A 13,589-nucleotide genomic window follows, 5' to 3' on the forward strand; every position below is an offset into this window, starting at 1 on the left:
GCCCGCTGACTCCTATTGCCGCTACTGCATGGTGTGCCGCATCTCGCCGATGCCGCGCACATAGGTGACCAGTTCATCCCCCGGTTTGAGGAAGCGCTGCGGCACCCGGCCAACGCCCACCCCGGGAGGCGTGCCGGTAAAGATCACGTCTCCGGGCAGCAGCGGCGTCACCTGGGAAAGCCGGGCGATGATCTCCGGCACCGGGAACACCATGTCAGCGGTGTTCCCCTTCTGGACTTCGTCGCCGTTGATCGAACAGCCCAGTTCGATGCGGTGCGGGTCATCAAACTCATCAGGAGTCACCAGCAGCGGCCCGATGGGTCCAAACCCGGGAAACGACTTGGCCAGGCTGTACTGCGGCGCCGGCCCTGTCTGCTGCAGCGTGCGCTCCGAGAGGTCCTGTCCCACGGACAGGCCCGCCACATGCTTCCACGCCTCCTCAACGGGGATGCGGGTCCCGCCCCGGCCGATGACGACGACGAGTTCGACCTCCCAGTCCACCGTGCCCTGCGGGAGGACGATGGTCCCGTGCGGACCAGTCAGGGACGTCACGAACTTCGTGAACACCGTGAGGTCATCGGGTACCTCCAGCGCGGCCTCGGCGGCGTGCGCCGCGTAGTTCAGCCCGATGGCAAACACCTGCCGGGGCTGCGGCGCGGGATTTCCAAAGGACGACGGCGGCACGTCGGCCAGCGGGGTTCCGCTCCATTGCTCCAGCGTGAAGGCCACGCTGCGAAGCTCCGGCCAGCGCTCGTAGCAGTCCTGGATCCGCGGGCTGAAATGTCCGCCGGTTTCCATCGAAACATCGATGACGTGGTCATCGGGGGTGACGAGGTGGAGGCGTCCGGAAATGTTGGCCAGGCGCATGATCAGGCCGAAACGTCGAACTCGACCGTGCCCCAGCCCTCGAACGTTCCGGACCAGCGGCCGGCCTCGTTCATCGGTACGGCCTGGAGGCAGCTGCCGGGAAGGATGACCTGGCCCGCTTCAAACTCGACGTCGTAGTCGGCAAGGCGGTTGACCAGCCAGGCGACGGCGGCGAGGGGGTTTCCCAGGATGTTGCCGGTGGTCCCTGCGATGACTTCGCGGTGGTTGAAGGTCAGGACTCCGCGGGTGTCCCGCAGGTTCAGGTCGGTGACCTTGCGGGGTGTGCCGCCCAGGATGACGGCGCCGGTGGAGCCGTTGTCCGCCAGGGTGTCCGGCAGCCCGATGGCCCAGTCCTTCACGCGCGAGTCGATGATCTCGATGGCGGGCAGCGCGTAGTCGACGGCGTTGATGACGTCCGCGATCGTGGTGTTCCGGCCGCCCAGGCGTGAGCGGAGCACGAAGGCGGGTTCGAGTTCCACGTAGGGTGCGATGAAGTTGTCCCGCTGGAGGGTGGCGCCCTCGAATTCGAAGATGCCTGCCAGCAGGTGGCCGTAGTCCGGCTGGTCCAGGCCGAAGGCGTCCTGCATGACCTTGGCGATGTTGCCGAGCTTGTAGCCGACGAGCCGGTCCCCTCCGGTGACGGCGTGGTCAACGTTGATTTTCTGGACCTGGAATGCGCCGTCGGCGTCCAGCGCGGGCCAGGTTTCCGTGGGCGCAGGTACGGGCTGTCCCTGCAGCCGGGCGGTGCGGAGCGTGCCGGCGACGTCTTCAAGCGTGATGGTGGACATGGTTTCCTCAAATTTCAATGGTTGGGGATCCGGCCCCGGGCGACTCGTGCGAGAGAGGCATGCCCGGGGCCGGAAGTTGCGGGGTTTTGGCGCCGGGCCTAGTGCTGTTCCGGCTTGCCGTCGATGAGGCGGTTGACGTTCCACGGGTTGGCGTCCTGCAGCGGCGCGGGCCGCAGTTGCTCAGGGAACCCCTGATAGGCCACGGGGCGGAGGAACCGTTCAATGGCCAGGGTTCCCACCGACGTCGTTCTTGAATCGGAGGTGGCGGGGTACGGTCCGCCGTGGACCATGGCGTGGCCCACTTCGACGCCGGTGGGCCATCCGTTGATGATGATGCGGCCCACCTTGCGTTCCAATGCCGGGATGAGCGGTGCGGCCGCGGCGTAGTCTTCCTCGGTGACGTGCAGCGAGGCTGTCAGTTGGCCGTCGAGCTTGCCGGTTGCTTCAACCAGGTCATCGACGCCCTTGTAGCGGACCACCAGGCTGGCCGCGCCGAAGATTTCCTCGTGGAGCACCGGGTTGCCGGTGAAGACGTCCAGTTCGGAACTGAAGACCGCCGGTGCGGGTGCGTTCTCGCCGGGGCCCTGATGACCCCGACCGAGGAGTTCGACGTCGGCAGCGGCCTCGAGTGCGTCGTGGCGGTGGTGCCAGGCCGAGGCGATCCCGCCGCTGAGCATGGTCTGCCCGGACAACGGGGTGATTTCGCCGGCGACGGCCACAGCGAACCGGTCGCCCGCCTCACCCGCGGGGACGAAGACCAGTCCCGGGGAGGTGCAGAGCTGCCCGGAACTGCCCGTCACCGAGGCGACGTACTGCCTGGCCAGCGCCTCGACGTCCTTGGTGCCGGACAGGGCTCCGGGAAAGACGTAGACCGGGTTGATCGAGGACATTTCGGCATAGACCGGGATGGGCTCGGGCCGGGCCGCGGCGGTGCGCATCAGCGCGGTGCCGCCGGCGCGGGATCCGGTGAACCCCACGGCCTTGATGTTCGGGTCTGCCACCAATGCCTGGCCGATGCTGGCACCGGAACCGTAGACCAGGGAAAACACGCCCGGATGCAGGCCCAAATCGCGGACGGCGTTGACGATGGCCTGGCCCACGAGTTCGGCAGTGCCGGGGTGGGCGTTGTGGGCCTTGACCACCACGGGGCAGCCTGCCGCAAACGCGGACGCGGTGTCGCCCCCGGCCACGGAGAAGGCCAGCGGGAAATTGCTGGCGCCGAAAACAGCCACCGGACCTAGGGGAATCTGGCGCTGCCGGATGTCGGCCCGGGGGAGCGGTGCCCGGTCCGGCAAGGCGGGATCGATGCGGACGCCGCGGAAATCGCCCCCGCGCACCACCTCTGCGAACAGCCGCAGCTGGCCGGCAGTGCGGGCGCGTTCGCCGCGGAGGCGGTCCACGCCGAGGCCGGTTTCGGCGGATGCCCGCTCGATGAGCTCCTCGCCGATCGCTTCGATGTTTTCGGCAATGGCGTCCAGGAACCGGGCGTGCTGTCCGGGTTCGAGGGTGCTGAACGAGTCAAAGGCGTCCGCGGCGGCTTCGGTGGCCGTCCGCAGCTGGTCGTCGCTGATCAGGGTGTACGCCGGTTCCAGCTGCTCGCTGGTTGCCGGGTTGATTCCATGGGCGGTTCCGCTGGTTCCCGCGGCGGGGTGCCCTGCGATGAGGGAATGTCCGTTAAGTGTCATGATGGCGCCCTCCTGGGCGGTAAGAAGTTGGTGGGAGAGGTCCTGGTCAGGCGTTGCCGGGGCCCAGGTGCCAGATCCCGAGTGCGGAGAGGAGTTCGCGGGGGTCCCAGACCACCCATTCCTCGGCCAGCTTGTCGCCGTCGAAACGGAGGAAGGACGCGCCGGAGACGGTGATGGTGCGTCCGGTGGCGGGTACGTCCATGAACTCGCCTTGATGCGTTCCCTTGGTCTGCCAGTGAATGGCAGCGGTGGCACCGTCCTCGAGGATGTGCAGGATCTCCGTGGTGGTGTCGGGGAAGGCTGCGTGGGTGGCCTCAATGGTCTTCCGCAGGGTGGCGTAGTCTTCACTGCCGGACTTGGACCTGCGGACATAATCCGGTGCGAGCATCTGCTCGAAGGCGGTCAGGTCGCCGTCGCCCCATGCGCTGTTCCAAGCCCTGAGGATGGTCTGCTGGCGGCTCATGATGCGCTCCTTGCCGGTGCTGATGCGGGTACGGATGCCGGTGCTGCCTGTTCGGCGGGTGCGGGAATCTCGATGGGAAGGTACTGGCCGAACTTGCCGGCCCGGAAGAGCAGCGCATCGCCGTTCCCTTCCTTCATGCCGGTCACGGCACCCACCACCATGTAGTGGTCTCCCACGACAACCTCGGCCGTCACCAGGCAGTCGATGTAGGCGGTGGCGCCGTCCAGGTGCGGGGTGCCGAGGGGGCCCGCGGTGCAGGGCAGGCCCTCGAACTTCTGCGGTCCCTTGCGGGACAGCGACCGGCAGATGTTGATCTGGTCATCGGACAGGATGTTGGCGGTGAACTTCTGCAGCTTGCGCAGCTTGGGCCAGCTGGAGGAGGACTTGTCCACGCAGAACATGACCAGCGGCGGATCCAGCGAGAGTGACTGGAAGGTGCCGACCACCAGGCCGAGCTTCTCGTCGTCGTCATTGATGCCGGTGATGGCAGTGACTCCCGTGGGGAGTTTGCCCAGGACCTGGCGGTAGTAGGCGGGTGTGATGTCTGCTGTTTTGTCTGCCAGAGCAGTGGTGCTGGCTGGGGTGATATCCATGTCTGGGTTTCCTTACATCAAGGCGTATCAGGCGGCTTCGCGGAAGCTGCCGAAGCGGCCGCCGTGGAAGATGAGCGGGGTGGAAGCCCGCTCAGCGGGAGTCATGTCCAGCACGTTGGCGATGACGACGACGTGGTCTCCGGCGGTGAACTGCTGTTCAACCCGGCAGTCGAACCAGGCCAGGGAGCCGTGCAGGTGCGGGGTGCCCCAGCCGGACTCGGACCAGCCAACAGAGCTGAGTTTGTCCTCGCCTTTGGCGGACAGTGCGCGGCACACCTGCTGCTGGTCCTCGGCGAGCAGGCTGATGCTGAAGGTTGCGGCCTCGGAGATCTTCGGCCAGCTGGTGGAGCTGTGCATGACGCTGAACGTCACCAGCGCCGGCTCCATGGACAGGGAGGCGAACGTGCCCACGATCATGCCGTTCTGGATGCCGGTCACCGAATCGGTGGAGCAGACGGCCGCTACACCTGTTGGCAGGTGCCGCATGACGGCGCGGTAGCGGTCGGAGTCGATGGTCCTGGGGGCCATGGCGGTGGCGGTCATGACTGTCCTTCCGGTGCGGCGGCCTTCAGCTCTGCGTGGATGTTGCGGCCTGCCCGGAGGCCGCTTTCAATGGCGCCGTCGAAGAAGCCCGCCCAGATGTTCGCGGTGTCGCTGCTGGCGAAGTGGAGGGCTCCTTCACTGGCCTGCTGCGCTTGGTGGTACTTGGTGAGCTGGCCGGGGCGCTGGATCTGCCAGGTTTCCTCCGCGTAGGGGTCTTCACCCCATTTGTGACCGGTGACCTCGAGGACTTCCAGGTCATCGCGCCAGACCTTGATGGCGTCCTGGATCTGCCGGGGATCGGTGACGTCGATGCGGTTTGCGTCGGCGCCGAAGCCCACCAGTACCGCGTCGTCTTCGCCGACGAACTCGGTGCGGATCACCGAGAGGGGCTTGTCCTGGGCGGAGTATGCGAAGAACGGCTTGATGGGGCCCTTGACCCGGATCCAGGCCTTGACGCCCTGTGACGCGGTCTTTTCCCGGCTGGCAGCGAGCTTGCCGTCCGAGAGTGCGGGCTCGACGTCGAGCTTGTGCAGGATGTTCTGCGGCAGGGTGATGACCACTTTCCTGGCCAGGATTTCCCGGCCGTCGCCGTAGCTGACGGTGGCACCGTCGGCGTGGTGGCGGACCGCGGTGACCGGGGTGTTGAGGCGGATGTCCGCGTTGGTGTCCTCGGCGATGGCGGTCACCAGGGTGTCGTTCCCGTTCGTCAGGCGGTAGATCGCGGAGGCTTCGTGCATCAGGTGCCAGTGTCCGGAGGACCCGGCGGTCCAACGCAGGGCGTTGACGTAGGCGCACTGGTCCAGGGGTGCGTTGAAGTGGCCCACCCAGGCGGCCTCGTTCGCGTTCCGTTCGTCCTCGGAGAGGTCCAGCTTGTCCAGCATTTCCTGCAGGTTGTACTGGTCGGCCTCGGCCAGGTTCTCTACCGTCAGCGGTGCGTCAGGGCGCGGCAGCCACTTCATGGTGTCTTCCAGCAGCCGGGTCATGCCCGGATCGATCAGCTTCATGAAGTCGTCCAGGTTGCCGCGGCGCACTTCATTGCCGGCCAGCCAGTAGGTTTCTTCCGAGCGCGGCCCGCGTGAGACCTCCAGCCCGTAGCGGGTGACCTCGGCCCAGACGTGCGGCTGGGTCCAGTGCAGCCAGTTTCCGCCGAGCTCCAGCTTCCGGCCCAGGCGGTTCTCTGTCCACAACCGGCCGCCCAGTCGCTCGCGGGCTTCCAGGACGACCACCTTGTGGCCGCGGTTGCCGAGTTCGCGGGCAGTGATGAGGCCGGCCAGCCCGGCACCGATGACGACGACGTCAGTTTGTTCAGTCATTGAAGGATCCTTTGGTGATAATTCCGTTGATGGCGGCCGCGTTTAGCGGGCAGCGTCGCTGAGGTGAGCGGCGCGCTGTGCCGTGGCCGGGTGGCCGGCCAGGGTGTATTTCTGGCCGAAGAGCTTTTCGCGCAGGGTGACGGGTTCCTGGTCTCCGCTGCGTTCCGGGGCGATGATCCCCTGGGCGCGGAGTTCCGGGAGTGCCAGCTCGATGAAGTCTTCCCAGCTGCCCGGCTTGGTGGTGTAGCTGAGGTTGATGCCGTCGATGTCTGCCTCGTCGCGCCAGCGGCGCAGTTCGGCGGCCACGGTTTCCGGGGAACCGATAATGGTGGATCCGGTGCCGCCGACGGCGAGGAATTCTGCGATCTGGCGCGGCGTCCAGTCCCGGTCCGGGTCCGCTTTGGAGAACATGTCCACCATGGACTGCCCTGCCTTGGTGCCTACGGACCGCAGGGGAGTGTCCAGTTCGTATTCGGACATGTCTATGCCGGTCCAGCCGCTGAAGCGGGCCAGGATGCCTTCGACCGGGGCGGTTTCAACGGCGCTGCGGTACTTCGCCTGGGCTTCCTCGTCGGTGGGCGCGACGACGACGGTGAGCAGGACGACGATCTTGACGTCCCGGGGATCACGGCCGGCGTCCGCCACGGCCTGGCGGAGCTTGTCGACTGACCGCCTGGTGCCTTCCACAGACGTGCCCTGGAGGAAGACCACTTCGGCGTGCTTGCCGCCGAACTCCATGCCCCTTGAGGAAGCGCCGGCCTGGAACAGGACCGGGGTGCGCTGCGGGGAAGGCTCGCAGAGGTGGAAACCGGGCACCGTGAAGTGCTGGCCGGAGTGGTTGATCGGGTGCACCTTCGCCGGGTCGACATAGGTGGCGGATTCGGCGTCGCGGACCACGGCGTCCTCCTCGAAGGAACCCTCCCAGAGCTTGTACACGACGTCCATGTACTCGTCGGCCAGGTCGTAACGTTCGGCCGGGGTGAGCTGTTGCTGCTTGCCAAGGTTGCGGGCAGCGGCCTCCGAGTAGGACGTCACGATGTTCCAGCCCACGCGGCCTGCTGTGAGGTGGTCCAGTGAGCTGAACTTACGGGCCAGCAGGTAGGGCGGCTCATACGTCGCCGACACCGTCACCCCGAAGGTCAGGTGCCTGGTGACGGCGGCCATGCCGCTGATCAGTACGGTCGGGTCGTTGATCGGGAACTGCGCGGCATCGCGAAGGGCGGCATCGCCGTTTCCGCGGTAGACGTCGTGGTAGCCCACGTTGTCGGCGAAGAAGATCCCGTCGAACCCGGCCTTTTCCAGCTTCTGTGCGATGCCGGTCCAGTACTGCAGGTCGGTGTATCGGTAGCCCTGGTCCCCGTCGTTCCGCCAGGACCCGGAGGTCAGGTGTGAGGGGGCGAAGACGTCAAAGGCGAAAAGGCTGAGAGGTTCGTTTTTCATGGCAGCGGTACTTCCTTGGACTCGTGCCGAATACGGCGACAAATTTCAGTTTGACGTTCATTAAATGAACACTGCGTTCAATTTAGAATGTAACTCAGCTCACTGTCAAGGGTTCATTTTTCGTTCTTCACGTTGCGGATCGCCTATTGACATGGAATGTGGCGCATGCCATATTTTTGACCATGGCGTTCGAAAAGTGAACGAACCAGGACATGGCTCCCAACGCCCTCCACACCGCCGCGCTGATATCGCCGGCGCTCTTATCCGTTCGAATTGGCACGATCTACAAGGAAGTCCATCGTGAATACACCTGTTACACCTGCCGCGAGGCCGCTCGTGCAGTCATCGGCTCCCCAGGATCCGCAAAAGAAGAAGTTCCTCATGAAGCTCAGCGGCGTGATCGCCGGCGGCATGTTCATCGACGGCTTCATCCTGGGCGGCATCGGACTGGTCATGCCGGCCCTGACGGCAGACCTGGGCCTGTCCGCTACCTGGCAGGGCCTGATTGGCGCCTCGGCACTCATTGGCATCTTCTTCGGCGGCCCGATCGGCGGCTACCTGGCGGACAAGATCGGCCGCAAGCCGATGTTCATCGTGGACCTCGCCATCTTCCTTCTTGGCTCGGCCGCACAGTTCTTCGTGGCGGACGCGTGGCAGCTGTTCATCATCCGATTGGTCATGGGCATGGCGATTGGTGCCGACTACGCCATCGGCTGGCCGTTGCTGGTGGAGTTCTCACCCGCCAGGCTGCGGGGCAAGCTGATGGCCTTCCAGGAGGTCGCCTGGTACGTCGGCTACCTGCTGTCCTACGCCGTCGGTTACTACATGTCCACCTCGATCGACGCGGACTGGCGGATCATCCTGGGCATGAGCACCGTTCCGTCGCTGATCGTGTTCCTGCTCCGGCTGGGGTCGCCCGAATCGCCGCGCTGGCTCATCAGTAAGGGACGGCGTGAGGAGGCATTTGCCATCGCCCACCAGTGCATGGAGGACGCCGACATCAAGGACCTGGAGCACGAGAAATCTGAGAAGCCCAACTTCGCCAAGCTGTTCTCGCCGCAGTACCGCAATTCCACGATCTTTGTCTGCATGTACTGGGTCTGCAACGTCACCCCGTACTTCGCCATCGCCACCTTCGCACCCATCGTCCTGGAAAGCCTCGGCGTCGAAGACGGCCTGGCCGGAGCACTGTTGCTCAACGGCGTGGTGGTCGCAGGCTCACTGGCGTCCATGTACCTGATCGAACGCGTGGGCCGACGCAAGCTGTCCATCCCGCCCATGTGGATCGCCGCCGTCGCGCTTGTGGTCATCGGCTTGTTCTCGCACCTGTCTCCGATGGTCATCCTGATCAGCTTCATGGTGTTCTCCTTCTTCAATGCCGTCTCCACCGCCCTGACCGGCGTCTATCCCGGCGAGGTGTTCCCCACCGAAATCCGCGGCGCCGGGGTCGGCTTCGCCACCGCGTTCTCGCGGATTGGTGCGGCTGCGGGAACCTTCATCCTGCCCATGTCTGTGAACGGCCTCGGAGTCGGGACCACCATGCTGATCGCCGCCGGCATCTGTGTGCTCGGTGCCGTGATCTCCCAGTACCTGGCACCTGAGACCAAGGGCCTGAGCCTGAGCGACACGTCCGCGCCGCTGGGCAAAGCAGTGCTCCAGCGATAATTCCACTTTCATACGGCGGGACGCCTGGCCGGGCTGACTCCGGCCAGGCGTCCCTTTGTAACGCCAAGAATCATCGACTGTAACGCCAAGAATCATCGACACGCCTCCGGAAGGAACATCATGAAGATCCACGGTGAAAGCGCCCACTCCACCGGACTCCCCACTCCCCGCCTGACCCTTGACGACGGCGGCATCCACCCCGGTGCGTGGGTGAGCTTCCGGGATCCGGCGGTGGTGGACACCCTAGCGGCCGAAGGATTCGACTGGATCTGCATCGACGGACAGCACGGCGCACCCGAAATGTCAGAGCTGCAGCCCCTGATCGAAGCCGCCCACTTATTCGGTGTCCCTTCGATCGTCCGCGTTCCCGGCCACGAAGCGGGCACCCTCGCCAGGGTGCTCGACGCGGGTGCGGGCGGAATCATCTTTCCCACCGTGGAGGACGCTGCGACCGCAGCCACCCTGGTTGCGGCCACCCGCTTTGCTCCCCGCGGCAGGCGCAGCTACGGGCCAACCCGCCGCAGCCCCCGGTACCCCAAGCCGGTCCCCGGGAACCTGCAGGACGACGCACTGTGCATCCTCATGATCGAAACGGCCGCAGGCCTGGCCAGCCTTGACGCCATCCTTGCCACCGGGCCGGACGCCATTTTCGTCGGCCCCTACGACCTATCCCTCAGCCTAGGGGTGACGCTGGAGGAACTCACCGGCGAAGGCCCGGACGGGATCCTCGCGGACATCGCCCGCCGCTGCACGGCAGCCGGCGTGATCCCCGGCATCTACACCGGCGAACCGGTCCTGTCCGAAAAGATGACCGCCCGCGGCTTTCGCTTCATGCCAGTGGCATCGGACACCGGCCTGTTGGCCGTCGCGGCACGAGCCGCCGTTGCGGCATCCACTGGCCTGACCGCCTGCGTAGCCGTGCACTAACCCTGCGGTCTTTCGGAGGAAATTCAATGCCCTATGCCATGCACATTCCGAGGGCGGGCGGCCCGGACGTCTTCGAGCGGGTCACCGTCACCAAGCCCGAGCCCGGGCCGGGCCAGCTGCTCATGCGCGTCGCCGCCGTCGGGGTGAACTTCATCGAGACCTACCAGCGCGCGGGCATCTACGCCGTCGACTATCCCTTCGTTCCCGGCGTCGAGGCCGCCGGAATCATCGAGGAAATCGGCGACGGCGTCACGGACTTTGTGGCGGGCGGTCGTATCACCACCACGGAGGGCGCCGGCAGCTACGCCGAGTACATGGTGGTTGACGCCGACAAGGCGCTTCCGGTCCCGGACGGCATTTCGGATGAAGTGGCCGCAGCGTTGCCCGCCCAGGGAATCACTGCACATTACCTGGTCAATTCCAGCTACAACGTCCAGCCCGGCGACACCGTCCTGACCTACGCCGGAGCCGGGGGAGTCGGGCTGCTGCTGACCCAAATGCTCAAGCACCGCGGCGCCACCGTCATTACCACCACCTCAACGTCCGAAAAAGCGGAACTGGCCCGGAAAGCCGGAGCCGACCACGTCCTCACGTACCCGGAGGTTCCCGAGCGGGTGCGCGAACTGACTGGCGGAAGGGGCGTCGACGTCGTCTATGACGGCGTAGGCAAGGACGCCTTTGACGGATCCGTGGCCTCCCTGCGCATCCGCGGCACGCTGGTGCTCTTCGGCGGGGCGTCCGGCCAGGTGCCGCCGCTCGACCTGCAGCGGCTCAATGCCCACGGATCCTTGACGGTCACCCGGCCCAAGATCGACGACTTCCTGCTCGACGCCGAGGAGCGCCGCTGGCGCGCCCGGGAGTTGTTTGACCTGGTGGTCCGGGGCAGCGTCAAGGTCGACATTGGTGCGCGTTTCCACCTGGAGCAGGCCGGAGAGGCCCACGCTGCGCTGGAGTCGCGGGCAACGACGGGCAAAGTCATCCTGGTGCCGTAGCAGGCGGGAGGGAGCGCTGCGGCGTTGAACCACTCTTGAACGCCCCGTTCGCTCCTTGGCGAGGCATAGGATGGGAAGACATCCAATCGGGGCACCGTGCCCCGGGCAGACGTGAATGGAACCGGGGTTTGAAGTGGCAGCGGAAACAGGCGTGGACGTAGAGGCGGCAACAGACGGTGAGGAAACGGCGCCGGCCGAGGCTGTAGACCTCACCAACAAATCCGTCATCAAGGCCACGGTCCTGCTCAGTGAGCTGGGCCGGCACAGGGGCGGCATCACTGTCACCGAGCTTGCCCAGGCTGTCGGCATGACGCGTCCGACGGCCTTCCGACTGCTGTTGAGCCTGGAACAAACGGGATTCGTGGACCGGGTAGACAACCGGTACACACTTGGCTGGGAAATGGCCCGGCTGGGCCGGCTCGCTGACCCGTACACCGGTGCAGTGGCCAGGGTCCAGCCCATTCTGGAGGAATACGCTGCCAGGCTCAACGAGACCGTGAGCCTGGCCATGGTGCGGGACGCCTTGAACTACGACGTGATCGCGGAAGCTTCGGGTTCCAGGTACCTGAATGTCACGATGTACGTTGGCGAAACCTATCCCGTGCACGCCAGCGCCACCGGAAAGCTCATGCTTGCGGAAATGAGCGACGACGACGTGGCTCAGGCATTGCCAAAGAAGCTGGAAAGGTTCACGCCGGCCACCATCACCAAGCGCGAGGCGCTCATCCAGGAACTGCACAAGATCCGGGACCAAGGCTATTCGGTGATGGACAACGAACTCGAAGAAGGCCTCTTTGTAGTGGCACTACCGGTGCGGGATGTGGCAGGTGCGCTGGTTGGCATCGTCTCCGTCAACGGGCCCGAGCAGCGGCTGAAATCGGAAGGCCTGCCGGACACCATCGACCAGCTGCGCGCGGCAAGCAGGGACATCGCGAAGGCGCTCCTCGGCATCGAACCCGTTTAGGCTTCAGCCATCGCGAGGAGATGCTCCACGGAGGGATATTTCCAGCGCACGTACTGAACAGGCACTCCCATGCGCTCGGCCACCAGGGTGTGCGTTACTTCCTGTGGCACCCCGCTGCTGCTCAACTCCCTGACGCACTGCGTGAGTGCAGCGGTCCTGCGCGCATCGCGGGCCTTGAGCAGCTCGGCGGGTTCCCTGCGGCGCTTCTGCTTCTGCTTGTGGTTCCAGTGAGGCATGGTCATCCTGCAAAATCCGGGAAGAGCGCCTGCTCGTAGTGCGGCGGCAGGACGTAGAGTGCAAGCGGCCGGGCGGTCGCTGGCACGCACGGCAGGGGCGGCAGGTGTCGGAGGCGTGTGTTGGCGGGCTTCTCACGTCTTTTCATGGCCATCATCTCCATTGATGGAGGTCCGAGGACGGACTCACCGGTTAATAGTTTGAACGTTATATTTTGAACGTGGCGTTCACTGGATGAACACTTTCCATTGTGGCCCTCCTCACGTTCTTTGGCAAGGAGGCGCCGCAATTCATTTGCCACCCGAGTCGAACGGACTACCAGGATGTACGCCAACCCCAGAATTTCGACGCGCCGCACGCGCTCCCCGCAACCTGCGGCCGCCGTCCCGGACTGGTCAAAGTTGTCCCGCGGGGGCACGGTGCGGGTCTTCCGCGGGGACGGCAGCACTGCGGCCGGCCTCATTGACATGCTTGCGCTGGATCGCACCGTCCTGTGGGCCATCCAGGATGGAGGGCGGGGCCGGGTCATAATCTGCAGGGCCGACCGGCCCCGGGTGGTTGTGGTGACGCCGGCCGAAAAGTCCCGCTAGGGAAACCCATTGCGTCCCCCGGTGAGGTGTGCCACACTATTTTTACGTTCATTATTCGAACGTTGCGTTCAAGTTTAGCCACCAAATATGATCTGGCTCCGGGACACCGTGGTTCCGGGCCACCAGCAGGAAGGAAAGCGATCATGTCCATCTCAATCGGCCACCGCGCCATTTTCACCGCTTTCGGCCACAGCAGCTCCGCACTGCACGCCCATGCACCGTCCAAGCAGGCGCCGTCGCCGGCCCCGACCGCCGAAGCTCCTGTCCCTTTTGAGGGCGGAGAGCTGAAGTGCTCGCCGTGGGAGGGCCTGTACCTTGAGCAAGCACAGCCGACGGCGACGGGGAACGAATCAGCCATGGGCCGCCAGCTGGACGCATTCCTTGCCAGCCTGATGTACGGCGAGTAAGCCATGTCCGGAACGATTTACGCGCAGGCGGCGGGTGACGCCCCGGCAGCATCGGCCGTGGCTTCTGCGGCGGCCGAGGAATGCGACACGAACAGCTGTTTCTTCTGCACCGGGCCGG

At 65.3% G+C, this 13,589-nt stretch carries 14 protein-coding genes; 5 read left to right on the top strand and 9 right to left on the bottom strand.

Annotation, left to right across the window (positions count from 1 at the left end; genetic code table 11):
- Positions 1 to 21: 21 nt before the first annotated feature.
- The 8 genes from ACSQ1X_RS00555 to ACSQ1X_RS00590 all read right to left on the bottom strand — a co-directional run bounded on the left by ACSQ1X_RS00555 (position 22) and on the right by ACSQ1X_RS00590 (position 7,692).
- Positions 22 to 867 (bottom strand): fumarylacetoacetate hydrolase family protein, encoded by an 846-nt coding sequence (locus tag ACSQ1X_RS00555; RefSeq protein ID WP_436056255.1) that lies wholly within the window; start codon positions 865 to 867, stop codon positions 22 to 24.
- Between the two features lie 2 nt (positions 868 to 869).
- Entirely contained in the window at positions 870 to 1,655 is a 786-nt protein-coding gene (locus ACSQ1X_RS00560; RefSeq protein WP_436056256.1) for a 2-keto-4-pentenoate hydratase, read from the bottom strand.
- A gap of 98 nt (positions 1,656 to 1,753) precedes the next feature.
- On the bottom strand, positions 1,754 to 3,340 hold the full coding sequence (locus ACSQ1X_RS00565) for an aldehyde dehydrogenase (NADP(+)) (RefSeq protein WP_436056257.1): 1,587 nt from the start codon (positions 3,338 to 3,340) through the stop codon (positions 1,754 to 1,756).
- A 46-nt stretch (positions 3,341 to 3,386) separates the two neighbouring features.
- Complete coding sequence (locus tag ACSQ1X_RS00570) at positions 3,387 to 3,803, bottom strand: ester cyclase (RefSeq protein ID WP_436056258.1); 417 nt, start codon at positions 3,801 to 3,803, stop codon at positions 3,387 to 3,389.
- Entirely contained in the window at positions 3,800 to 4,396 is a 597-nt protein-coding gene (locus ACSQ1X_RS00575; protein WP_436056259.1) for a flavin reductase family protein, read from the bottom strand. The genes ACSQ1X_RS00570 and ACSQ1X_RS00575 overlap by 4 nt, the downstream gene beginning before the upstream one ends.
- Before the next feature lie 27 nt (positions 4,397 to 4,423).
- Entirely contained in the window at positions 4,424 to 4,939 is a 516-nt protein-coding gene (locus tag ACSQ1X_RS00580) for a flavin reductase family protein (protein WP_436056260.1), read from the bottom strand.
- Positions 4,936 to 6,252, bottom strand: a complete 1,317-nt coding sequence (locus ACSQ1X_RS00585; protein ID WP_436056261.1) for a flavin monoamine oxidase family protein — start codon at positions 6,250 to 6,252, stop codon at positions 4,936 to 4,938. The genes ACSQ1X_RS00580 and ACSQ1X_RS00585 overlap by 4 nt, the downstream gene beginning before the upstream one ends.
- Positions 6,253 to 6,294: 42 nt before the next feature.
- Positions 6,295 to 7,692 carry an LLM class flavin-dependent oxidoreductase gene (locus ACSQ1X_RS00590; RefSeq protein ID WP_436056262.1) on the bottom strand — a complete coding sequence of 466 codons (1,398 nt, stop codon included), beginning with the start codon at positions 7,690 to 7,692 and terminating at the stop codon, positions 6,295 to 6,297.
- A 300-nt stretch (positions 7,693 to 7,992) separates the two neighbouring features.
- On the opposite strand from ACSQ1X_RS00590, the gene ACSQ1X_RS00595 reads away from it, so the two are divergent.
- From ACSQ1X_RS00595 to ACSQ1X_RS00610, 4 genes are all read left to right on the top strand, one after another.
- Entirely contained in the window at positions 7,993 to 9,357 is a 1,365-nt protein-coding gene (locus ACSQ1X_RS00595) for an MFS transporter (protein ID WP_347893927.1), read from the top strand.
- A 120-nt stretch (positions 9,358 to 9,477) separates the two neighbouring features.
- The gene (locus tag ACSQ1X_RS00600) at positions 9,478 to 10,284 is read left to right on the top strand and encodes an HpcH/HpaI aldolase family protein (protein ID WP_436056263.1); all 807 of its coding nucleotides are present in this window, start codon (positions 9,478 to 9,480) and stop codon (positions 10,282 to 10,284) included.
- Between the two features lie 26 nt (positions 10,285 to 10,310).
- The gene (locus tag ACSQ1X_RS00605; RefSeq protein WP_436056264.1) at positions 10,311 to 11,276 is read left to right on the top strand and encodes a quinone oxidoreductase family protein; all 966 of its coding nucleotides are present in this window, start codon (positions 10,311 to 10,313) and stop codon (positions 11,274 to 11,276) included.
- 133 nt (positions 11,277 to 11,409) lie between these two features.
- Positions 11,410 to 12,240, top strand: coding sequence for an IclR family transcriptional regulator (locus tag ACSQ1X_RS00610; protein ID WP_436056265.1), 831 nt, complete (start codon positions 11,410 to 11,412; stop codon positions 12,238 to 12,240).
- Here the strand turns inward: ACSQ1X_RS00610 and ACSQ1X_RS00615 are convergent.
- Positions 12,237 to 12,476: a hypothetical protein gene (locus ACSQ1X_RS00615; RefSeq protein WP_436056266.1), complete on the bottom strand. Its 240-nt coding sequence runs from the start codon at positions 12,474 to 12,476 to the stop codon at positions 12,237 to 12,239. The two genes, ACSQ1X_RS00610 and ACSQ1X_RS00615, sit on opposite strands and share 4 nt — an antisense overlap.
- A gap of 731 nt (positions 12,477 to 13,207) precedes the next feature.
- Between ACSQ1X_RS00615 and ACSQ1X_RS00620 the strand changes: the two genes are divergently transcribed.
- Positions 13,208 to 13,471: a hypothetical protein gene (locus ACSQ1X_RS00620; RefSeq protein ID WP_436056267.1), complete on the top strand. Its 264-nt coding sequence runs from the start codon at positions 13,208 to 13,210 to the stop codon at positions 13,469 to 13,471.
- Positions 13,472 to 13,589 lie beyond the last annotated feature (118 nt).

The sequence above is a fragment of the Arthrobacter sp. LjRoot78 genome (assembly GCF_964254335.1).
Classification (GTDB): domain Bacteria; phylum Actinomycetota; class Actinomycetes; order Actinomycetales; family Micrococcaceae; genus Arthrobacter.